General features: G+C 66.1%; 16 protein-coding genes. 10 read left to right on the top strand and 6 right to left on the bottom strand.

Annotated elements, in window-relative coordinates:
• Positions 1-174: 174 nt before the first annotated feature.
• From ACQR10_RS26705 to otnC, 6 genes are all read right to left on the bottom strand, one after another.
• Positions 175-1,077, bottom strand: a complete 903-nt coding sequence (locus tag ACQR10_RS26705; RefSeq protein ID WP_316183452.1) for an ABC transporter permease — start codon at positions 1,075-1,077, stop codon at positions 175-177.
• 1 nt (position 1,078) lies between these two features.
• Positions 1,079-2,014 carry an ABC transporter permease gene (locus ACQR10_RS26700; protein WP_315801329.1) on the bottom strand — a complete coding sequence of 312 codons (936 nt, stop codon included), beginning with the start codon at positions 2,012-2,014 and terminating at the stop codon, positions 1,079-1,081.
• An 84-nt stretch (positions 2,015-2,098) separates the two neighbouring features.
• Complete coding sequence (locus tag ACQR10_RS26695; protein WP_315801328.1) at positions 2,099-3,388, bottom strand: ABC transporter substrate-binding protein; 1,290 nt, start codon at positions 3,386-3,388, stop codon at positions 2,099-2,101.
• A gap of 33 nt (positions 3,389-3,421) precedes the next feature.
• The gene (locus tag ACQR10_RS26690; RefSeq protein ID WP_315801387.1) at positions 3,422-4,459 is read right to left on the bottom strand and encodes an ABC transporter ATP-binding protein; all 1,038 of its coding nucleotides are present in this window, start codon (positions 4,457-4,459) and stop codon (positions 3,422-3,424) included.
• Between the two features lie 509 nt (positions 4,460-4,968).
• Complete coding sequence (locus ACQR10_RS26685; protein WP_315801327.1) at positions 4,969-5,181, bottom strand: hypothetical protein; 213 nt, start codon at positions 5,179-5,181, stop codon at positions 4,969-4,971.
• Positions 5,182-5,201: 20 nt separating this feature from the next.
• The gene (gene otnC / locus ACQR10_RS26680) at positions 5,202-5,864 is read right to left on the bottom strand and encodes a 3-oxo-tetronate 4-phosphate decarboxylase (protein ID WP_316218826.1); all 663 of its coding nucleotides are present in this window, start codon (positions 5,862-5,864) and stop codon (positions 5,202-5,204) included.
• 129 nt (positions 5,865-5,993) lie between these two features.
• On the opposite strand from otnC, the gene ltnD reads away from it, so the two are divergent.
• From ltnD to ACQR10_RS26630, 10 genes are all read left to right on the top strand, one after another.
• Complete coding sequence (ltnD, locus tag ACQR10_RS26675) at positions 5,994-6,908, top strand: L-threonate dehydrogenase (RefSeq protein WP_410051477.1); 915 nt, start codon at positions 5,994-5,996, stop codon at positions 6,906-6,908.
• A gap of 22 nt (positions 6,909-6,930) precedes the next feature.
• Positions 6,931-7,713: a 2-oxo-tetronate isomerase gene (gene otnI / locus ACQR10_RS26670; RefSeq protein WP_316218824.1), complete on the top strand. Its 783-nt coding sequence runs from the start codon at positions 6,931-6,933 to the stop codon at positions 7,711-7,713.
• A complete protein-coding gene (gene otnK, locus ACQR10_RS26665; RefSeq protein WP_316218823.1) occupies positions 7,710-8,987 on the top strand; it encodes a 3-oxo-tetronate kinase in 1,278 nt (425 codons plus the stop codon). Before otnI ends, otnK begins: the two co-directional genes overlap by 4 nt.
• Before the next feature lie 267 nt (positions 8,988-9,254).
• Entirely contained in the window at positions 9,255-11,282 is a 2,028-nt protein-coding gene (locus ACQR10_RS26660) for a methyl-accepting chemotaxis protein (RefSeq protein ID WP_316218822.1), read from the top strand.
• Between the two features lie 542 nt (positions 11,283-11,824).
• Positions 11,825-13,528, top strand: coding sequence for a methyl-accepting chemotaxis protein (locus ACQR10_RS26655; protein WP_316218820.1), 1,704 nt, complete (start codon positions 11,825-11,827; stop codon positions 13,526-13,528).
• Between the two features lie 159 nt (positions 13,529-13,687).
• On the top strand, positions 13,688-15,202 hold the full coding sequence (locus ACQR10_RS26650) for an ABC transporter substrate-binding protein (protein WP_410051478.1): 1,515 nt from the start codon (positions 13,688-13,690) through the stop codon (positions 15,200-15,202).
• Between the two features lie 317 nt (positions 15,203-15,519).
• On the top strand, positions 15,520-17,226 hold the full coding sequence (locus tag ACQR10_RS26645; protein ID WP_316218818.1) for a methyl-accepting chemotaxis protein: 1,707 nt from the start codon (positions 15,520-15,522) through the stop codon (positions 17,224-17,226).
• A gap of 463 nt (positions 17,227-17,689) precedes the next feature.
• Entirely contained in the window at positions 17,690-19,381 is a 1,692-nt protein-coding gene (locus ACQR10_RS26640) for a methyl-accepting chemotaxis protein (protein WP_316183444.1), read from the top strand.
• Positions 19,382-19,728: 347 nt separating this feature from the next.
• Complete coding sequence (locus tag ACQR10_RS26635; RefSeq protein WP_316218817.1) at positions 19,729-20,694, top strand: MBL fold metallo-hydrolase; 966 nt, start codon at positions 19,729-19,731, stop codon at positions 20,692-20,694.
• Between the two features lie 39 nt (positions 20,695-20,733).
• Positions 20,734-21,822, top strand: coding sequence for a tetratricopeptide repeat protein (locus ACQR10_RS26630; protein ID WP_316218816.1), 1,089 nt, complete (start codon positions 20,734-20,736; stop codon positions 21,820-21,822).
• The last annotated feature ends 10 nt before the right edge of the window (positions 21,823-21,832 follow it).

Below are 21,832 nucleotides of genomic sequence, written 5' to 3'. Positions count from 1 at the left end.
CTCCGCGAGTGTCGCTCATAGAGAAAAACCCCTCACCCAACCGAGCTTGCTGCGCTGTCCTATATGCCCTCTCCCACAAGGGGCGAGGGCGCATTCACAGGCACCGCGCTCGCTGCTTGTTGTCAAGCTTTGCCACGATGAGTTCGATCGTGACTGCTTTTCGGCGCTGAACTCCTACACCATCCCCTTGCCGGCATCCGAGCCCTGCCGGCGCTGCCGCGCCTGCAGCACCAGAATCACCGACAATGCCGCGAAGATCACCACGAACGACACCGCCGAGGTCAGCGTGCCCAGCGCGTAGATGTCGGGCTTGGTCACCGTCGTCGTCAGGCCCTGCAACTCCAGCGGCAGCGTGTTCACCGAGCCGATCGCCTGGCTCGAACGTGCGAGCTCGTCCCAGGACAAGGTGAAGCCGAACAGGCCGATGCCGACCACGGAGGGCAGAATGATCGGCAGCACGACGTGGCGGAAGGTCTGCCAGGGCGTGGCGCCGAGGTCGCGGGCGGCTTCCTCCAGACGGCCGTCGAAGCGGTTGAAGATCGCGAACATGATCAGCAGGCCGAACGGCAGGGTCCAGGTGAGATGCGCACCTAAGCCCGAGGTGAACAGGCCCATGGCGGTGGTGTAGCCATCGGCGAGCCAGCCCAGGCCAAAGTCGGCGCCGTGCTTGTTGACGAAGTCGTCGATCAGCCGGAACTCCAGCGCGATGCCGAGCGAGGTGATGATCGACGGCATGATCAGGCTGGCGATCGCGGTGTAAAACAGCACCGATGCGCCGCGGAACGGCTTGCGGAACGCCATGCCGGCGGCGACCGACAGCACCACGGTGATGACCATCACGACGAGGCCGAGCGCCAGCGAGCGCTTGAACGCGGCGCCGATGTCGACGATGCCGCCGCCGGAAAACACCTTGCCGAACCAGGTCAGCGACACGCCGTTCATCGGAAACGTCAGGCCGCCGTCCGGTCCCTGGAACGACAGGATGTAGATCGCGATCATCGGCCCGTACAGGAACAGCACGTAGGCCGAAAAAAACGCGGCGAGGATGTAGAAGGAGCGAGGGCGCTTGTCTCCCATCTCAGAGCTCCTTGCGCACGTCGACGATCCGCGTCAGTGCGGAGATGATGATGATGGTGATGCCGAGCAGGATCACGGCATTGGCCGCGGCGGCCGGGAATTGCAGCGCCGACAGCCGGGACTCGATGATCTTGCCGGCGGAGGCGATCTGCTGGCCGCCCATCACGCCGATGGTGACGAAGTCGCCCATCACGATGGTGATGACGAAGATCGAGCCGATCACGATGCCGGGCTTCGCCAGGGGAATGATGATGTTGACCAGCGTCTGCCAGCCCGACGCACCGGCGTCATAGGCGGCCTCGATCAGGCGCTTGTCGATGCGGATCATCGAATTGAAGATCGGCACCACCATGAAGAAGGTGAACAGGTGCACCAGCGCCAGCACCACCGAGAATTCCGAGAACAGCAGCCATTCGACCGGCTTGTTGACCACGCCGGCGCCGATCAGCCCCTGGTTGACGAGGCCGTTGCGGCCGAGCAGGGGAATCCAGGCGATCATCCGGATCACGTTGGAGGTCCAGAACGGGATCGTGCACAACAGCGACAGCACGATCTGCCAGGTCTTGCTGCGGACGTGGAAGGCAAGGAAATAGGCGACCCAGAAGCCGATCATCAAGGTCAGGCCCCAGGTCAGCAGGCAGAGCTTCAGCGTCTTGAGATAGGTCTTCAGGATCGTGCACAGCTCGGGCAGGTTGGCGACGCAGCCCTCGAAGGTGTCGGTGTAGCCGCGGAAGCTGAACGCCGGGATCATCTCGTATTCGTTGTAGTCCCAGGCGCTGACGACGACAACGAGCACGAGCGGCAGCAGGAAGAACAGCGCAAACACCAGCATCATCGGGCCGGCCTGCAGCCAGGCGATCGAGCGCATGGTGATCTTGCGCAAGGCGCTCTCCGCGGGCGCTACGGTGTCGGGCGAGTTGTCGATCGTCACGGCCACGGGGATACCTGTCGTCCGGTCGCGAATGAGCGCTTAGAAAGCCTGCCGCGCCCACGATATCATGGGCGCGGCAGTATTCTCACATCAGGCGGCGATGAACTCGTTCCACTTGCGGACCATGTAGTCGTTCTCGTCCATGACGGCGTTCCAGCAGACGACGGCGCCCATGCGATCGTCGTAGGAGCCGCCGTCGCGCACCGCGCCGGCCTTCTCCATCAAGGTGCCATCCGGCGCCTTGATGTCGGCCTTGGCCGGCTTGCCTTCCATCCAGTAGCCCCACTCGTCCTCGGTCATGTTGGCCTTGGCGGTGGAGAGTACGGCCGAGTAGTAGCCCTGGCGGTTGAGATAGGCGCCGGCCCAGCCGGACAGGTACCAGTTGACGAACTCATAGGCCCAGTCGAGCTTCGGTCCGCCGGCCACCGCCTTCGAGACGCAGAAGCCCGAGGCCCAGGAGCGATAGCCTTCCTTCAGCGGCTGGAAGGTGCAGGCGATGCCCATCGAGCGCACCTTGGTGACGGCGGGCGACCACATCGACTGGATCACGGTCTCACCCGAGGCCATCAGGTTGACGGACTCGTTGAAGTCCTTCCAGAACGCGCGGAACTGGCCGGCCTTCTTGGCCTCGGTCAGCACCTTCATGGTCAGGTCGATCTCGGCCTTGGTCATGTTGCCCTTGTCGGCATATTTGTACTGGCCGGTCGCCTCGACGACGAGGGCGGCGTCCATGATGCCGATTGAGGGAATGTTGAGGATCGAGGCCTTGCCCTTGAATTCCGGGTTGAGCAGCTCGGCCCAGGAGTTGATCGGGCGCTTGATCAGGTCGGGGCGGATGCCGAGCGTGTCGGCGTTGTACACGGTCGGGATCAGCGTGACCCATTCGGTCGGGGTGGCCGAGAAGGTCTTGGAGTTCGGCCCGTCGAGATAGAGCACCTTCCACGGCGCGGTGCCCTGACCGCCGATCTTCTTGCCGTTGGGCAGCTCGCCCTTGGTGAACACCGGCGTGATGTTGTCGAACTCCTTGATCTTGCGCGCATCGAGCGGAAAGATATTGCCCGACGGCACCAGCTTCTTGAGCGAGAAATACTCGGTGTCGAGCACGTCGAACGAGTTCGGCTGGGTGATGACGCGCTTGGTGACGTCGTCGGTGGTCGCCGTGATGTATTCGATCTTGATGCCGGTGTCGGCGAGGCACTTCTTGGAGATCTCGTCGCCCTCGTTCACCGCGGTGCCGAGATAGCGCAGTACCTTGGCATCGGCGGCGTGGACGTAGGGCGCGCTGAGCAGCGTGCCCGAGCCGGCGAGACCGGCGACGCCCGCCGCGCCCTTGAGCAGCGAACGGCGGCTGATGGATGTTGTCTTCGATCGATCGGTCATGATCATCTCCTTGGGAAAAGCAGGCAAACGAAATCAGGCGACCAGCTCGGCAGCCGGCGTGGCTGTTGCGGCGGGGCGGGAAGTCAGGGCATCGGCGAGCGCCGGATTCCAGGTCACGACGACGCGCTCGCCGATCACGTGGGTCTGTGCATCGAACTGATCGTCGCTGAGCTGCGCCGAGATCTCGGGGCCACCGTCGGTGGCGACCGCGACCAGCACATAGGTGCCCTGATATTCGATCTTGCTGATCGTGCCCGACACGGCCGGACCGTCGACCGCGGCATTCGGCGCCTTGAGCTGGATGCGGTCGACACGCACGGCGAAGGTCTCGCCGTTCAGCGGAATCACGTTGTGGCCGCCGATGAAGCGGGCGGCGAACTCGGTGCGCGGGTGATTGAAGATCTCGCGCGGGCTGCCCTGCTGCTCGATGCGGCCGCCATTCATCAGCACCACGAGATCGGACAGCGCCATCGCCTCGTCCTGGCCGTGGGTGACGTGGACGAAGGTGAGGCCGAGCTCGCGTTGCAGCCGCTTCAGCTCGGCGCGCATGCGCAGGCGCAGGAAGGGGTCGAGCGCCGACAGCGGCTCGTCGAGCAGGAGAATTTGCGGCGAGGTGATCAGCGCGCGGGCCAGCGCCACGCGCTGCTGCTGGCCGCCGGAGAGCTGCGCCGGCAGGCGGCCGGCATAGCCCTGCATGTCGACGAGCTCGAGCAGCTCGCGTGCCTTGGCGTGGCGCTCGGGCTTGGAGACGCCTTTCATCTTCAGCGCAAACGCGACGTTGTCGATCACCGACAGATGCGGAAACAGCGCGTAGGACTGGAACATCATCGCCGTGCCGCGCCCGGCGGGCGGCAGCTCGGTGACGTTCCTGGCGCCGACGATGATGTCGCCCGATGTCGCCGATTCATGGCCGGCGATCATGCGCAGGGTGGAGGTTTTGCCGCAGCCGGACGGGCCGAGCAGGCAGCAATAGGAGCCGGCGGGAATCCGCAGGTCGATTGCGTCCACGGCGGTGACGTGACCGTACATCTTCGTCACCTTCACCAGTTCCAAGCTCGCGCCCGCCGCCATCCGCCCTCCGTCGCCCTGTCCCTTATCGGTCATGATCGCAGCTCGCTCCGTCGCGCGGCCGCGATCCGACCCGTCTGACGTCTGCAACGGATATGCCAAGGGCCGCCGCGGGGGCGGCGCAGCCCGGGACGATTGCGCGTTGGGGGAGATGTGTATGCAACGCTCGAAAGGGTAATCCGCGGTCCCGGCGTCAGCCCGCTCAGATCCGCCGCCGATCCGGTCAAACAGCCGCGCCCACGCCGATGTGGAAGCATTTTGCCCTGTCCTTTCGTGGCTCGGAGCGTGCCAACGAAGGGGCTGCAATCGATGGTGGACGAGCGGGGCGCATCCTCGCGCCACGGCAGTGATGGGCTGCCGGTACCGTCCTTGTTCGACCGATCCATCCGTGATGGCTGCCGCAGCCGCACTTTGCCTGAATATTAGGCATCGTTGTCCTCCTGAGGCAAGGCAGCTTGATGAGCGACAAGGCGGCGCAGGCTCCGCCGTATGCAAGCCGGGTTGACGGGACGCTAGACCCGCCGTGCCCGCGATCTGGCCTGCGCGGCGGCCACCAGCATGCGCTCGGCGATGCCCCGCAGCTCGCTGGCCGCGATCGGATCAGAGGCGGCGAACGCGTCATAGGAGTCGGTGGCGATCGGAAACCAGCGATAGAAGCGGGCCTCCTCGTAGAGCACCCGGACCGCGGCATCGATCTCGGCCGGCGTTGTTGCGAAATAGTGCATGCCCATCATCCGCCGGTGGGTCAGCGATGATCGTGGTGATCGGGCAGGGTGAGGCCGAACACTTTGACCAGATCGTCGACCTGCTGCGGCGACAGATGACGCGGGTTGAGCCCGCGCAGCAACAGATAGAGCTTTGCGGTCTCCTCGAGCTCCTCCATCGCAAACACGGCGGCTTCCAGCGTGTCACCGGACACGACGGGCCCGTGATTGGCGAGCAGCACGGAGGCGTATTTGCCGGCGAGACCCTTGATGGCATCGGCGACCGCGGGATCGCCGGGACGATGATAGGGCACCAGCGCAGTCTGGCCGCAGCGCATCAAGTAATAAGGTGTCAGCGGCGGCAGCGCGGCGCGCGGATCGATCTCCGGCAGCATCGAGATCGCGACCGAATGCGTCGAGTGCAGGTGCACGACGGCGCGCGCCGCGTCGCGCGTCTGGTACAGCGCCGTGTGCAGCGGCACCTCCTTGGTCGGCGCATCGCCCGAGACCAGATCGCCGCGCGCATCGAGCCGCGACAGGCGGGCCGGATCGAGGAAGCCGAGCGAGGCATTGGTCGGCGTCACCAGCCAGCCGCCGTCATCGAGCCGCACGCTGATGTTGCCGGACGATCCCGGCGTCAGCCCGCGCTCGAACAGCGAGCGACCGAACCGGCAGATGGCCTCGCGAATCGCAGTTTCCGCCACTGGTCTTTCCTCGCATGTCGCTGTTTTGCCGCTTTGTCTCACGCTTTGGCAACGCGGCCAAGCCGTGATACCCAGAGTGCAGTCCGGGGCAACCGGACGTCTCCGGGAAACGCTTCAGGGATCTGCCACATGCCGTCGCCATCGCAATTGAAAGTCGCCGTGATCGGGCTCGGCTCGATGGGGTATGGCATGGCGACCTCGCTCAAGCGCGCAGGCTTCGAGGTGACCGGATGCGATGTCTCGGCCGATAGCGTGGCGCGCTTCGTTGCCGAGGGCGGCAAGGGTGCGAAAACTCCCGCCGAGGCGGCGCGAGGTGCCGACATCGTGGTCAGCGTCGTTGTCAATGCGGCACAGACGGAGGCCATTCTTTTTGGTCCTGGCGGCGCGGCTGAGACCATGCCGAAGGAGGCCGTCTTCGTCTCCTCCGCGACCATGGATCCCGACGTCGCGCGGCGGCTGGCGAAGCAGCTCGAAGCCACCGGCCGGCACTACCTCGACGCGCCGATCTCCGGCGGCGCGCAGCGCGCCGCGCAAGGTGAGCTGACGATCCTGGCCTCGGGCAGCGCGGCTGCGTTTGCCAAGGCGCGGCCGGCGCTCGATGCGATGGCGGCCAAGCTCTACGAGCTCGGCGATGCCGCGGGGCAGGGCGCCGCGTTCAAGATGATCAACCAGCTGCTCGCCGGCGTGCACATCGCCGCTGCCAGCGAGGCGATCGCCTTCGCCGCCAAGCAGGGGCTCGATATCCGTAAGGTCTACGAGGTCATTACCGCCTCCGCCGGCAATTCCTGGATGTTCGAGAACCGCATGCCCCACGTGCTCGACGGCGACTACACGCCGCGCAGCGCGGTCGAGATCTTCGTCAAGGATCTCGGCATCATCCAGGACATGGCGCGCAACCACCGCTTCCCGGTCCCGGTCTCGGCGGCTGCGCTGCAGATGTTCCTGATGACGGCGGCCGCCGGCATGGGCCGCGACGACGACGCCTCTGTGGCGCGGATGTATGCGCAGGTTACCGGCACGAAATTGCCGGGCTCCTCCAAGTAACAGCACGACGAGTTCTCGCACCATGCCCCGCTTCGCCGCCAATCTCTCGATGATGTTCACCGAGCATCCGTTCCTCGATCGCTTTGCGGCGGCCGCCAAGGCCGGCTTCACCGCGGTGGAATTCCTGTTTCCCTATGATCATCCGGCCGAGGAGGTCGGCAAGCGGCTTGATGACAACGGCCTGACTCAGGCGCTGTTCAACCTGCCGCCCGGCAATTGGGATGCCGGCGAGAAGGGCTTTGCCGCACTGCCGCACCGTTTCGATGATCTCAAGGCGAGCCTCGAGACGGCGCTGCCTTACGCCAAGGCCACCGGCGTGAAGCGGCTGCATCTGATGGCCGGCATCGCCGATCGTCATGATGCGAAAGCCGTGGAGGCGTACACCAAGTCGGTCGCCTGGGCGGCGGAGTTCTTCGCGCCCCACGGGCTCGATGTCGTGATCGAGCCGATCAATTCGCGCAACGTGCCCGGCTACTTCCTCAACGATTTCGGCTTCGCCCGCGATCTCATCCGCGAGCTGAAGATTCCCAATCTCAAGCTGCAGTTCGACATCTATCACTGCCAGATCATCCACGGCGACGTCACGATGCGGCTGCGCGAGATGATGGACATCATCGGTCACATCCAGATCGCCAGCATTCCCTCGCGCAACGAGCCTAACAGCGAGGAGCTCAACTATCCGTTCCTGTTCGCCGAGCTCGACCGGCTCGGCTATGCCGGCTTCGTCGGCTGCGAGTACAATCCGCGCGGCCGCACCGAGGACGGGCTCGGCTGGTTCGCGCCCTACAAGGGAGTGAAGCCGTGACCTTGAAGCTCGGCTGCATCGCCGACGACTACACCGGCGCCTCCGACCTCGCCAATACCCTGACCCGCGCCGGCCTGCGCACGGTGCAGACCATCGGCGTGCCGGCTGATGACCTCACGCTGCCGGAGGTCGATGCCGTCGTCGTCTCGCTGAAGAGCCGCTCGATCGAGGCGTCGCTCGCCGTGGCCCGCTCACACGAGGCCGATACATGGCTGCGCGCTCGGGGCGCTGACCACGTGCTGTTCAAGATCTGCTCGACGTTCGACTCCACCGACGCCGGCAACATCGGCCCTGTCATGGATGCGCTGGCCGGCGATGCCGGTGACGCGATCGTGCTGGTGACGCCGGCTTTCCCGGAGACGAAGCGGACCGTCTATCAGGGCAACCTGTTCGTCGGCGCCGTGCCGCTCAATGAGAGCCCGCTCAAGGACCATCCGCTCAACCCGATGCATGACGCCAACCTGGTGCGCGTGCTGGCGCGCCAGAGCCGACGGAAAATCGGCCTGGTCGATCTCGCCGCCGTCGTGCACGGGCCCGAGGCGATCGGCCGCCGGCTGCAGGAGCTGGCCGGGCAGGGCATGGGCGCGGCGATCGTCGACGCCGTGTTCGACGCCGACCTGACCGCGATCGGTGCGGCCGCCTTGAAGAGCCGGGTCTCCGTCGGCGCGTCCGGCATCGGGCTCGGGCTGGCACGCGCGCTGGTCGAGACCGGGCAGGTTCATTCCCACGGCTTGGCGCATCACGCCGATGCCCCCGTCGGCGGCCTGGCCGCCTGCCTCGCCGGCAGTTGCTCGCAGGCGACCTTGCAGCAGATCGCGCAGGCCGAGACCATCATGCCGGTGCTGCATCTCGATGCGGCGGGCCTGGTCGCAGGCCCGGACGAGGCGCGGCGAGCGCTCGCCTGGGCGCGTGAGCGCGTCGCCAAGGGACCCGTGCTGATCGCCTCCAGTGCGACGCCGGATCAGGTCAGCGCGCTGCAATCCAGGCACGGCCGCGAGGCGGCGGGGCACGCGATCGAGCAGGCAATGGCCGATCTGGCCGCGGGGCTGATCCAGGCCGGCGTGCGGCGGTTGATCGTCGCCGGTGGCGAGACCTCCGGCGCCGTCGTCGACAGGCTCAGGATTCCCGGCTTCCTGGTCGGTCCGGAGATCGCGGCCGGCGTGCCGGTGCTTCGCGCGATCGGCGCCGAGGCGGGCGACATGCTGCTGGCGCTGAAGTCCGGCAATTTCGGCGGTCCGCAGTTTTTCGCCGATGCGCTCGGGCTGATGCGCTAGCTGCGCATCGGCTGCGTGAGCGTGTGCCGGATTCTGGAACGACGCGCAGGGCCTCGGTGCCGATTACATCATCTGCTTAGTTTGTGAGCCGTCGCTCGGCGCGGCAGCGCTGTCGTGCCGCCGTAAGCATCGGGGCGCACACAGAAAAAGCAGATGTTTTTTGCGTGTAATGCCCGATAACTCCCGTAAATTAACGGTCTCTAGGGACCTCACCGCTATACCTCCAGTACGGACCGTCGCGTGACGCGTCCATCTGTGGGTAGGGCAATGAAACTGAATCGGATCGGCTACAAACTCGGGCTTGCTGGCGCCATCGGCGCATCTCTCGCGGTCGGCATGATCGCTAATCAGTTGATGGCGGAAAGAGCGGTCAACCACGCCAATCAGCAGGCCGAGCGCGCGCGGCGCGTGGTCGAGAGCGTGCTGTCGGCCAGCATCAACATGCAGCAGACCCAGCTCGGCGGCCGTTCGGCGCGGCTGGCGCGTGCGCCGGCCGAGGCAGAGAAGGCAGCCGCCGACATTCAGCAGTTCTCGACCGCGATGGTGACCGACATCGACGCCGCGCTCGGCAACGTATCGACCGCCGACAATCGCGCCCGGTTGACCCGGATCAAGGAGCTGATGACGAGCTATGCCGCGGGAGCGGTCGATCTCGCCGAGGCGCAGAAGAAGTTGTTGACGCAGATCGAGAAGCGCAGTGCGGTCTCCAACGAGTGGAACACCAGCCTGAAGGCGCTGCTCGCCTCGCCGTCGCTGCCGAACCTCGCCTTCCGCGAGCGGGTCGAGCGCCAGCTTCACGCCGCCGATGCCAAGTTGAACTACATGCGGTCGCAGGCGTGGCGGTTCGGCATGACTGGCGACGCCGCAACCATCCTGACCGTGAAGCAGACGGTGCCGGGGCTGAAGAGCTCGCTGACCGACGCTCGCATGCTCGCCGACAACCGCGAGATCCAGGCCACGATCACCAAGCTCAATGGCCTCGCCTCCGACTTCGTCGCCGCGAACGACGAGGTGGTGAAGACCGAGGGAATCAAGGAGGCCGTGCTGCGCGACCGCACGCTCATCTATCTCGGCGAGGCCGGCGAGCTGATGTCCTCTGCGATCCAGGACGCGCGCGCGCGCAACGCGAGCGCCCGGTTCGAGGCAGACCAGGTCGCCGCGCAGGCGAGCTATATCACGCTGTTTGTCGGATTGGCGGTTCTGTTGTCGGTGATCGGTTCGGTCGTGTTCTCGTTCCTCGGGATCGCGCGGCCGCTGACGCGGCTCAACGCGGCGCTTGGCGAGATGGCGCGCGGCCGCCTCGACATCGCCATTCCCGGTGCATCGCGGGGTGACGAGATCGGCGATCTCGCCAAGACCGTCACGGTGATCCGTGGCAATGCCGAGGAGAAGGCGCGCACCGAGGCCGAGGAAAAGAGCGCGCTGGATGAGGTCGCGGCGCGCCAGCGCAAGGCCGACATGCAGCGGCTGGCCGAGCAGTTCGAAGCCGCGGTCGGCGAGATCGTGAACACCGTCTCGTCGGCCTCGAGCCAGCTCGAGCAGTCCGCCACGACGCTGACCCAGGCCGCGACGCGCTCGCAAGGCTTGACGACGGCGGTTGCGTCTGCCTCGGAGGAAGCCACGACCAACGTCCAGTCGGTGGCGTCTGCGACCGAGCAGATGGCCTCGTCGGTCACCGAGATCAGCCGCCAGGTGCAGGAATCGGCGCGCATCGCCAACGACGCCGTCGGCCAGGCTCGCACCACGACCGGGCGCGTCAGCGAGCTGTCCAAGGCCGCCACCCGCATCGGCGACGTCGTCGAGCTGATCAACACCATTGCCGGCCAGACCAACCTGCTGGCGCTCAACGCCACCATCGAGGCGGCGCGCGCGGGCGATGCCGGCCGCGGCTTTGCGGTCGTCGCCTCCGAGGTCAAGGCGCTGGCGGAGCAGACCGCGAAGGCCACCGGCGAGATCGGCCAGCAGATCTCCAGCATCCAGGTCGCGACGCAGGAGTCGGTCAGCGCCATCAAGGAGATCTCCTCCACGATCGAGAAGCTGTCGGAAATCTCCTCGACCATCGCAGCCGCCGTCGAGGAGCAGGGCGCGGCGACGCAGGAGATCTCGCGCAACGTCCAGCAGGCGGCGCATGGCACGCAGCAGGTCTCGTCCAACATCGCCGATGTCGAGCGCGGCGCGGCTGAGACCGGGTCGGCCTCGGCCCAGGTGCTCTCAGCGGCACAGGCGCTGTCCGGCGACAGCAATCGTCTCAAGCAGGAGGTCGCGAGCTTCCTCGGCTCGGTGCGGGCGGCATAACGCTGGGCCGCGGAAGCGGCCAACTCCTGGTCGCGCAGGGGATTGGAAGGCCGGAGCATCGAACGCTCCGGCCTTTTGCGTTTTCTGACCCAACGTTTTCTGACCCAACAGAGACACTCCGCGGCCCCGTTGCCTGCGGCGTTTCTGTTCGCGTTGCATTTGCGCCGGAAAAACTAACCTGCGTAGTCAATCTGCGTTTTTAACTTGTGTTAAGAGTCGGCGTGTAAGGTCTGGTCATTCGCGGCCAACGCGCAGTCGGGCTCCACGGGCAAACGGTGCTTCTCTCACGTGGTCGCACCACATGAGACGACGCGTCGCACGGCCAGGCCGGAGCGCGTTACCGATCTGGACGGGCAACGATCATTTTCGATCGCTGCTCCGTATTCGTACGGACATCGTCTTAACCAGACTTAATATTCGGTTCCGTAGCTTTCACGCGTGGGCTGCGGGCCCGTTTGCGTGCATACGAGGGCGAGCCCACGCCCGTCGCCGTGATCTGTCCCCGAGCGCCCCAAGCATGAGTTGCGCCCGTGGAGACTGACATGTCGTTTGCAATGCCTCATCGCCTCAAGCTCACCATCGGTATCAAGATCTATGCCCTGATCGGTCTGAGCTTCCTCGGCCTGATCGGTCTGACCGCCTTCAATTCCCGTGAGCTCGCCGCGGGCCTCAAGCAGCAGAAGCAGCTCGAGCTGCGGCATCTGACCGAGCTCGCGCTCGGCATCTTTGCCGAAGAGTATGCGGCCGCGCAGAAGGGGACGATCTCGGTCGCTGACGCGCAGAAGCGCGCGCTCGAGCGCGCCTCCCAGCTGCGCTATGGCGGAAACGAGTATTTCTTCGTCACCGACATGACCGCGAAGATGCTGATGCATCCGATCTCGACCAAGCTGGTCGGGCAGGACGTCGCGGACATGAAGGATCCGAACGGCAAGAAGCTGTTCATCGAGATGATCGACGTGGTCCGCCAGCATGGCCGCGGCTTCGTCGACTATGATTGGCCGAAGCCCGGCTCCGAGACGCCGCAGCCCAAGCTCACCCATGTCGCTGGCTTCGCCCCCTGGAATTGGCTGGTCGGGACCGGCGTCTATATCGATGACCTCTCGGCGCAGGCCTGGGCCTCGACGCGGCAGTCGTTGATGGCCGCGGGAATCGTGCTGCTTGTCCTGCTCGTCGTGTCAACGATCGTCGGGCGCGGCATCACCAGCCCGCTGCATCGCATGACCAGCGCGATGAAGAGCCTCGCCGGCGGCCGCCTCGACGTCGAGGTGCCCGGCGTGGGACGCGGCGACGAGATCGGCGAGATGGCCGGCGCCGTCGAGGTGTTCAAGAGCAATGCGGTCGCACGTCACGCGCTGGAAGCGGAGCAGAAGGAAGCCGAGCAGCGGGCGCTGGCCCGCCGCAAGGCCGACATGCACAAGATGGCCGACGATTTCGAAAGCGCCGTTGGCGAGATCGTCGAGACGGTCTCGTCGGCTTCGTCCAGACTGGAGGTCTCGGCGGATACCTTGAGCAAGACGGCGGTCCGCGCCGGCGAGCTCGCAACCACGGTGGCGGCTGCGTCGGAGGAAGCGTCGACCAACGTGCAATCCGTCGCCTCGGCCACCGAGGAGATGACGTCCTCGGTCACCGAGATCGGCCGCCAGGTGCATGAATCGGCGCGCATGGCCAACGAAGCGGTCGAGCAGGCGAAGAAGACCAACGAGCGGGTGAGCGAGCTGTCGCGGGCGGCGAGCCGCATCGGCGACGTGGTCGAGCTGATCAACAGCATTGCCGGGCAGACAAATCTGCTGGCGTTGAACGCCACCATCGAGGCGGCGCGGGCCGGCGAGGCTGGGCGGGGCTTTGCCGTCGTCGCCGCCGAGGTCAAGGCGCTGGCGGAGCAGACCGCCAAGGCGACCGACGAGATCGGCCAGCAGGTGGCCGGCATCCAGACGGCGACGCAGGAATCGGTCGCGGCGATCAGGCTGATCTCCGGCAGCATCGAACGGCTGTCGGAGGTGTCCTCGACGATCGCAGCCGCCGTCGAAGAGCAGAACGCCGCGACCAAGGAAATCTCGCGCAACGTGCAGCAGGCGGCTCACGGCACGCAGCAGGTCTCCGTCAACATCACCGACGTGCAGCGCGGCGCCACCGAGACCGGCTCGGCCTCGACCCAGGTGCTGGAGGCGGCCCAGGGGCTGTCGACAGACAGCAACCGCCTCAAGCGCGAGGTCAGCCGCTTCCTGGAGACGGTCCGCGCGGCCTGACAGGCCCGCGGCGATCTCATCAGCTCACAACGATCCGACCAACGTGTCTCAACGAGTTCGAATCCTGACATGATGACGTTCCTTGACCTTCGGGCCCGCCACGAGATGGTGAGCCGGACGCGATCGTTCGCGACTTCCTCGGCGATCATCTTCACCCTCATGCTCACGACCTCTGTCGGGGCCGCGCCTGGCGACAACCTTGCCGTCGTGCGCGACCTCGGCGGCAGGATCGGTCCCACCATCGGGGCGGCCCTTGCCTGCAGCGATATCCCTCGGCCGCGGATCCAGGCCATCATCGGCAAGTTCCAGGCCGTCATCCGCGAGGCGTCCAACAACGACGGCGATCGCAACGAGCTGACGCGCCAGTTCGACCGCTCCATCGCCGACGGTCGCGCGGCCGTGGCGAGCGGCCGCCAGGACTGCCGGCGGGCCGAGCTCCAGCTTGCCGACATCGAGCGATCGACGGGCACACCGGCGATGGCGGCCGGCGCGCTGCGGGACCCGGCGCTCTCCGTCGCTGCGACGGGGGCAACGAGTGCCGTGGCTGCTTCGGCGGTTCGCGGCATCACGGAGCGCGACATCACGTTCGGCAGCGTCTTGCCACTGTCGGGCGCGAACAAGGAGTCGGGCCGCCTGCTCAAGGTGGGCATCGAAGCCGCGTTCAACCGCGCCAACGAAGCCGGCGGGGTCAATGGCCGAATGCTCAGGCTGGCCGTGGTCGATGACGGCTATGACCCGAACCGCACGCTCGATGCCATGAAGCAGCTCTACGAGAAGGAGCGCGTATTCGGCTTCGTCGGCAGTTTCGGGACCGCGACGGCGGCCGTCGCAATTCCATATTCGCTGGAGCGGCGGATGCTGTTCTTCAGCCCCTACACCGGCGCGAACGTCTCGCGTCATGATCCGCCGGACCGCTACGTCTTCAACTATCGTCCGAGCTATTCGGAAGAGGCCGATGCGCTGGTGCATTACCTGGTCAAGCTGCGCCGCGTGCCCCCACGACAGATTGCGCTGTTCGCGCAGGACGATTCGTTCGGCGATGCAGGCTTTGCCGGCGTTGCAAAGGCGTTTCGCGTCCTCGGCCTCAACGACGCGGCGATCCTGCGGGTCAACTACACCCGCAACACCGTGGATGTGGAGCCCGCGATCAATCAGCTCAAGACCCAGAAGGTGCCGGTCCGCGCGGTCATCATGGTCGCGACCTCGCGCGCGGCCGCCAAGTTCATCGAGAAGGCGCGCGACGCGCTGCCCGGCGTCCTCTTCGTCAACGTGTCGGCGGTCGGTGCATCGGCGCTTGCCAACGAGCTCATGCTGCTCGGCCCACGCTACGCAGCCGGGGTCGTCGTGACCCAGACCGTTCCCGCCGTCTCCGGCTATTCGAGCGTGGTGCTCGACTACAAGGCCGCGCTGGCGAAGCATTTCCCCGGCGAGCCGCCGGACTACACCTCGCTCGAGGGCTACATCGAGGCGAGCATCCTGGTTCAAGCCCTGAAGCAGGCCGGTCCGCAGCTCGATACCGAGCGGCTGATCGATACGCTGGAGTCGATGCGCAACATCGATCTGGGGCTTGGCGCCTCGCTCAACTTCGGCCCCGCCGAACATCAGGCCTCGCACAAGATCTGGGGCACCGCGCTCGACGAGACCGGTGCCTATCAGCCGATCGAGCTGGAATGATCCGCGGCGCGGCGGAGCGTGAGATGAAGCAGCTTGCCGGCGCCTCCGAGGCGTCGGCGGCCGAGCGCTCACAGCGGCTCCCCATTACCGCGGTCTCCGCGACAGGGAGAGCGGTGCGGTCGCAAATACCATTTGGGGCGGCCGCGCGTATCATTTGATCCGAAATTGTACGGTCGAGAAAATTAAGAATTATTTCGATTCAAGCGCGTGAAGCTCGGTTCACCCAACATCACCGGTGATGCAGGAGCGTCTTCGATTGCGTCCTCGACGTAGTCTCGGCTTCGTTTGACATCATCGGCCTTCATTAGAGGTTGTAGATGTCATTGCTTTCGCGCTTTCGTGTCCTGACCAAGATCCTCGCCATCGTCATGCTGCTGGCCGCCGTGGCTGCCACGATCAGCTGGTTTGCCATCGGCGCGCTGCATGTGGTGGCCGAGGATGCAAGCAAGATGGCGGTAGCGGCCAATCGGGCGCTCAACGCTGCCCGGGCCAACCAGAACGTGATCGCATTGAACCGCGCCGAATTTCGTGCCGCGCTCGACCCGCATGCGGAGAACCGCGAGGCGACGTTGAAGGTGGTCGAGGAGCAGCGCAAGCTGTTCGCAGAACATTTCGCGGAAGTCTCCAAGACCAATGACGACCGGGCGCGTGCGATGCTCCCCGACGTCCGTACGGCCTATTCGGAGTACGAGAAGGACCTCGAGGACACGTTCCGGGTCGTTGGTGCCGGAAAGGATATCCAGCTCACCGAACAGACCGAGCGCATGCGTGATGCGGTCATGAAGAGCCGCGCGGCGGCCGAGAAGCTCCAGGTCAAGATGAGGCAGGTCGCCGACCGGCTCAACGCGCGCGTCGAGAGTCTCGCGCTTGATGCGGAGCAGCAGTATGAGCAGACCTCGCGCGTGCTGATCACGGTCGCGGTCGTCGGCATCGTGCTCGGCCTGGCGCTGGGCTTCGTCATCGGCCAGTTCGGCATCGCCAAGCCGATGCGCGAGCTGGTTGCCGTGCTGCAGCGGATGGCCAGGGGCGAGGAGGTCGTGATCTCCGGCGAGGGCCGCGGCGACGAGATCGGCGAGACGGCACAGGCGGTCAACCAGATCAAGGTGATGCTGGCCGAAAAGGCACAGCAGGAGGCCGAGGCCAAGATCGCGATGGACAAGCTGATGGCCGAGAAGCGCCGCGCCGAGATGCACCAGATGGCCGACGGCTTCGAGCAGGCCGTTGGACAAATCGTCGGCACCGTGTCGCATGCCTCGACCGAACTGGAGGCGTCGGCCACGTCGCTGAGCTCGACCGCGGCGCGCTCGCAGACATTGGCGACCACGGTCGCCGCCGCCTCCGAGGAAGCCTCGACCAACGTCCAGTCGGTCGCTTCCGCCACCGAGGAGATGGCCTCCTCGGTCACCGAGATCAGCCGGCAGGTGCAGGAGTCCGCGCGCATGGCCAGCGATGCCGTCGACCAGGCGCGGCGGACCAATGATCGCGTCGGCGAATTGTCGAAGGCCGCGACCCGCATCGGCGACGTCGTCGAGCTGATCAACACCATCGCCGGCCAGACCAATCTGCTGGCGCTCAATGCGACCATCGAGGCCGCCAGGGCAGGTGAAGCCGGCCGTGGTTTTGCCGTGGTCGCCTCCGAGGTGAAGGCGCTGGCCGAGCAGACTGCCAAGGCCACCGGCGAGATCGGCCAGCAGATCGGCAGCATCCAGACAGCGACGCAGGAATCCGTTGGTGCCATCCGCGAGATCTCCGGCACCATCGAGAAGCTGTCGGAGATTTCCTCGGCCATCGCCGCCGCGGTGGAGGAGCAGGGCGCGGCGACGCAGGAGATCTCGCGCAACATCCAGCAGGCATCGATCGGCACGCAGCAGGTGTCGTCCAATATCGCCGAGGTGCAGCGCGGTGCCAGCGAGACCGGCTCGGCGTCGTCCCAGGTGCTCTCGGCGGCGCAGATGCTGTCCGGCGACAGCAACCGCCTCAAGCTCGAGGTCGGACGTTTCCTGGACACTGTGCGCGCCGCCTGATCCCGGCGGACAGATCCCAACGAGACCAGGGCGTAGCCGGGAGGCTGCGCCCTTTTTCGTGGGCCGGTCGGCGCGGATGGCGGGCGAGTCAGTCGGCCAGGCGCGCTCGACCACCGATCGCCTCGGCAAGCTGTCGAGGGCCGCGACCCGCATCGGCGACGCGCTTCCCGCAAACGGTTCGCGCCGCCTGAGATCCCGAGCGGCCAGGAGCGCAACGATCTGTGCGCTCCGTCAACGGCGGCAACATGGATGCGCCGTTCTGTCTGCACTCGTGTGGCGACACACCGGCTACAGGCCTTGCGCGATTTGCAACTGCCATCAATGAGCGCCAGCGCCCGTATTTCAACGGTGGCGGCATTTTATCTTAGGTTAATCGGCGACTGCGACGATCGATGCATCTCTTGCAACAAAATTAGTCATGCCAGTGCCGGCATGGCTCACATCGTCGATTGAAAGACTCGCCATGCGTAAGAATTTGCCCGTCACCAACGTCGAGTATCCGATCACGGATGACACGCTGATCGTGTCCAAGACCGACACGAAGGGCAAGTTGACCTTCTTCAACCAGGATTTTGTCGACGCGGCCGGCTTCACCGAAGCCGAACTGATGGGGCAGCCGCACAACATCGTGCGCCATCCCGACATGCCGCCTGAAGCCTTCGACAATCTCTGGACCACGCTCAAGGCCGGCCGTCCCTGGGTCGGCGCGGTCAAGAACCGCCGCAAGAATGGCGACTATTACTGGGTGCTGGCGACGGCGTCGCCGATCTGCAAAGACGGCCAAGTCGTCGGCTACACCTCGGTGCGCACCAAGCTGCCCGCCGACCAGCGCGCCGAGGCCGAGCAGGTCTATGCGGCGATTCGCGAAAAGCGGCCGCATGGTTACAAGATCGACGACGGCATCGTCCGCCGCCGCTCGGTGTTCGACCATCTCTCGATGTTCGCCGGCACGATCGCGGCAAGGCTGCGAACGCTGGTTGGATTGCAGACACTGTTCCTGCTCGTGCTTGGCGTCATTTCGTTCGGGGAGGGCGGGCTCGCCGGAATGACCGCCGTGGCGATTGCTGCCGCTGGTGTCGTGCTGTGCGGCCTGGTCGGGCTGCGCACGATGAACGTGATCGTGGCGCCGCTCGATCATCTGAACGAGACGATGGAAAGCATCACTCAGGGCAAGCTCGACACCCGCATGCGCATCGAGCGCGACGACGAGATCGGCCGCGCGCTGCGTAACCTGCAGACCGTGCAGACGATGGTGCGGTTCAACGCCAGGGAGCTCGGTGAGCAGGAGCGGCGCGCAGCCGCCTCGCGCAAGCGGGAGATGTCGGAGCTCGCCAACAGTTTCGAAGGCGCCATCGGCAACATCGTCAATACGGTGTCCTCGGCCTCCAGCGAGCTCGAAAGCTCGGCCAACTCGCTGTCGAGCACCGCCGTGCGGGGGCAGGAGCTGTCCACCACCGTCGCCGCGGCCTCCGAAGAGGCGTCGGCCAATGTCCAGGCGGTCGCGTCGGCCACCGAGGAGCTCACCTCGTCGGTCCGTGAGATCAGCCGCCAGGTGCAGGAGTCGGCGCGCATCGCCTCCGATGCGGTCGAGCAGGCCCGCCGCACCAATGATCGCGTCGGCGAGTTGTCGAAGGCGGCGACCCGCATTGGCGACGTCGTCGAACTGATCAACACGATCGCCGGGCAGACCAATCTGCTGGCGCTCAATGCCACCATCGAGGCCGCACGGGCGGGCGAAGCCGGCCGCGGCTTTGCCGTCGTCGCCTCCGAGGTCAAGGCGCTGGCCGAACAGACTGCAAAGGCGACCGGCGAGATCGGCCAACAGATTTCCGGCATCCAGGGGGCCACGCAGGAGTCGGTCGGTGCCATCAGGGAGATCTCGACGACGATCGAGCGGCTGTCGGAGATCGCCGCGACGGTGGCGGCCGCGGTCGAGGAGCAGGGCGCCGCAACCGCCGAGATCTCGCGCAACATCCAGCACGCCGCCGCGGGTACACAGCAGGTGTCCGCCAACATCGCCAACGTCCAGCGCGGCGCCAGCGAGACCGGCGACACCTCGGGGCAGGTGCTCAGCGCCGCGCGCCAGCTCTCCGGCGACAGCAACCGGCTCAAGCAGGAGGTCAGCCGCTTCCTGCAATCCGTTCGCGCCGCCTGATAGGCATGACGAAGCGGGCGACAGCGGCCGAGATGGGCCGCTGTCCCATTCGATCATCGAACGACACAGCCTGCCGATAGCCGTACGCAGAACCGATGGCGCCCCCGGCGAGCCGCGCCGGCGCGGAACGCACATGCCTGCGCCGTTCGTCAGGCGGCGCCCCGCTCGACGGGATCATCCCCGACCGTTGCAGACTCCCCACACCTGACGCCCCGGCCAGAAAGGCCGTTGTCGCGCCATAATCCCGCTAAGGTGCAGAGGTTAACTTGTGTTAGATATTTATTCAACCAGCGGTACATTTAGTGGCAGGCAATGTGATTGCGAGCGGCCCTTCGCGCAGGACCTTGGTGCTATCGGCCGCGACGGCCGCGGCCGCCCTCGGTCTCGATGCGCGGCTTGCCGTCGTTGCCGCCAAGCCGCGCCGCCGCACTGAGGATCCCGCGCCCGGCTATCGCCGGATCACGATCGGCGAGGCCGAGGTGATCGCCCTCTATGACGGGATCTGGGAAAAGCCGCAGGAGGCCGGCTTCATCGGCAACGCCAGCATCAGCGACGTCAAGCAGGCACTGCGAGCCGCCGGCCTGAGCTCCGCCTTCGTTCCGATCCCGATCTCCACCTTCGTGGTGCGGCTGAAGGGCAAGACCGTGCTGTGCGATGCCGGGGGCGGCGGCCAGGTGCAGGGCTACAATTCCGACTCGATCTTCATTTCAGGTCGCATGCTGGACAATCTGAAAGCAGCCGGCATTCGCCCGGAGGACATCGACACCATCCTGATCTCGCACTTCCATCCCGATCACATCTTCGGACTGCTTGGCGAGGACACCAACGCGCCGGTGTTTCCCACCGCCGAGATCATCGTGGCCGCGGCCGAATACAAGTTCTGGACCGACGCATCTCTGACCAGCCGGCTGCCGCCGTGGCGGCAGTCGCTGGCGCGCCGCATCCAGAGCGTGATCCCGGGGTGGAAGAACGTGCTGCCGGTCGAGGGCGAGGACGAGGTGGTGCCGGGCATCCGCTTCGTCAGCGTCCCCGGACATACGCCGGGGCACACCGCCTTTCATCTCAGCTCCGGAGCGGAGCAACTGATGATCTCGGGCGACACCGCCTATGTGCCGGCGTTGTGCCTGCGCCATCCCGAATGGCACGGCGCCTATGACCAGGACGGCCCGGCTGCCGAGGTCAGCCGGCGCAGATTGCTCGATCGTATCGTTGCAGAAAAGATGTTGGTTTGTGGATCTCATTTTCCGTGGGCCGCGTTCGGCAGGCTCACCCGCGATGGCGCCCATTATGCGCTCGACCTGCTCCCCGCGTGATCCCGAACCGGCCTCGGTAGAGAGGCACGGGATCGCACCATGAAGACGCATTACGAGGTGCTCGGCGTATCGCCGCGGGCCGATCTCGACACGATCAAGCGGGCGTTCCGCCAGGCCGCCAAGGCGCACCATCCCGACCTCCGGGGCGGCGCCGATGCGGCGTCGGAGCATCAGCTCAAGATGATCATCGTCGCCTACAACGTGCTGCGCGACCCTGGCCTGCGCGCCGAATACGACGCCGATCTTGCCGCCGAGCACGATCGCGTCCGCCGCGAGCGCTGGGACGCCATCCTGCAGTTCACCGCGGCGACCGCCGTGCTCAGCGCGATCCTGATCGGCCTCGAGATTCTGCTGTTGCCCTCCGCCGGTGACTGGATGAGCAGGCAGGCGACGCGCTCGATCGTGACACCGTCGCCGCAGGCCCGATCCGCGCCGCAGCGCAAGGTCGCAGGTGAGACCATCCCGGCGCCTGCCGTCCAGGATGCGACCGGAGCCGTGCTGCCGGTGCCGCCCCCGGCGATGGAGGCGCCGGCGCCGCAAGCCGCAGAGCCGGTCGTCCCGGCCGAACCGATGACCGCCGCATCCCTGGTGAAGCGCGCGATGGACCGCAGCCGCCAGGGTGATGTCGAAGGGGCCGTCGCCGATCTCGACGAGGCGATCCGGCTCGCGCCCCGCAATGCCGATCTCTATCGCTACCGCGCCAGGGATCTGGTCCGCATGGGCCGCTTCGACCGGGCGCTTGGCGATTATGAGCGGGCGATCCGGCTCGATCCGAACAATCCGATCCTGTTTCACGATCGTGGACTGGCGTTCCAGCGCAAGGGAGATCTGGACGAGGCCCTCGTCGATCTCGACCACGCCGTGCGCATGGGATTCAACGATGCCGCGACGTACAGCGACCGCGGCGCGGTGTGGCTGGAAAAGGGGCGCTACGACCGCGCGCTCGCCGACTTCAACCGGGCGCTCAAGCTGGATCCGGAATCGGCGGTTGCGGCCGCGCGGCGGGATGAGGCCGTCGCGCTCAAGCGCGACCAGCAATTGGCGGGCGACAACAGCTCGCCCCCGGCGGCTGCGGAGACCACCGGCACGGTGCCTGCCGACGTGAAGCCCAGGCGAAGTGGGCGCTGACCGCCGGACC

The sequence above is a fragment of the Bradyrhizobium sp. HKCCYLRH2060 genome, assembly GCF_051168135.1.
Taxonomy (GTDB): Bacteria; Pseudomonadota; Alphaproteobacteria; order Rhizobiales; family Xanthobacteraceae; genus Bradyrhizobium.
This window is presented reverse-complemented; position numbering and strand designations above follow the sequence as displayed.

Bases quoted from the DNA above. Each gene is read 5' to 3' on its own strand.
- ACQR10_RS26640 (WP_316183444.1), top strand. From the start codon at position 17,690: ATGCGTAAGAATTTGCCCGTCACCAACGTCGAGTATCCGATCACGGAT.
- ACQR10_RS26660 (WP_316218822.1), top strand. From the start codon at position 9,255: ATGAAACTGAATCGGATCGGCTACAAACTCGGGCTTGCTGGCGCCATC.
- ACQR10_RS26685 (WP_315801327.1), bottom strand. From the start codon at position 5,181: ATGCACTATTTCGCAACAACGCCGGCCGAGATCGATGCCGCGGTCCGG.
- ACQR10_RS26695 (WP_315801328.1), bottom strand. From the start codon at position 3,388: ATGACCGATCGATCGAAGACAACATCCATCAGCCGCCGTTCGCTGCTC.
- ACQR10_RS26705 (WP_316183452.1), bottom strand. From the start codon at position 1,077: ATGGGAGACAAGCGCCCTCGCTCCTTCTACATCCTCGCCGCGTTTTTT.
- ACQR10_RS26650 (WP_410051478.1), top strand. From the start codon at position 13,688: ATGCTCACGACCTCTGTCGGGGCCGCGCCTGGCGACAACCTTGCCGTC.
- ACQR10_RS26690 (WP_315801387.1), bottom strand. From the start codon at position 4,459: ATGGCGGCGGGCGCGAGCTTGGAACTGGTGAAGGTGACGAAGATGTAC.
- ACQR10_RS26645 (WP_316218818.1), top strand. From the start codon at position 15,520: ATGTCATTGCTTTCGCGCTTTCGTGTCCTGACCAAGATCCTCGCCATC.
- ACQR10_RS26630 (WP_316218816.1), top strand. From the start codon at position 20,734: ATGAAGACGCATTACGAGGTGCTCGGCGTATCGCCGCGGGCCGATCTC.
- ltnD (WP_410051477.1), top strand. From the start codon at position 5,994: ATGCCGTCGCCATCGCAATTGAAAGTCGCCGTGATCGGGCTCGGCTCG.
- ACQR10_RS26655 (WP_316218820.1), top strand. From the start codon at position 11,825: ATGTCGTTTGCAATGCCTCATCGCCTCAAGCTCACCATCGGTATCAAG.
- otnI (WP_316218824.1), top strand. From the start codon at position 6,931: ATGCCCCGCTTCGCCGCCAATCTCTCGATGATGTTCACCGAGCATCCG.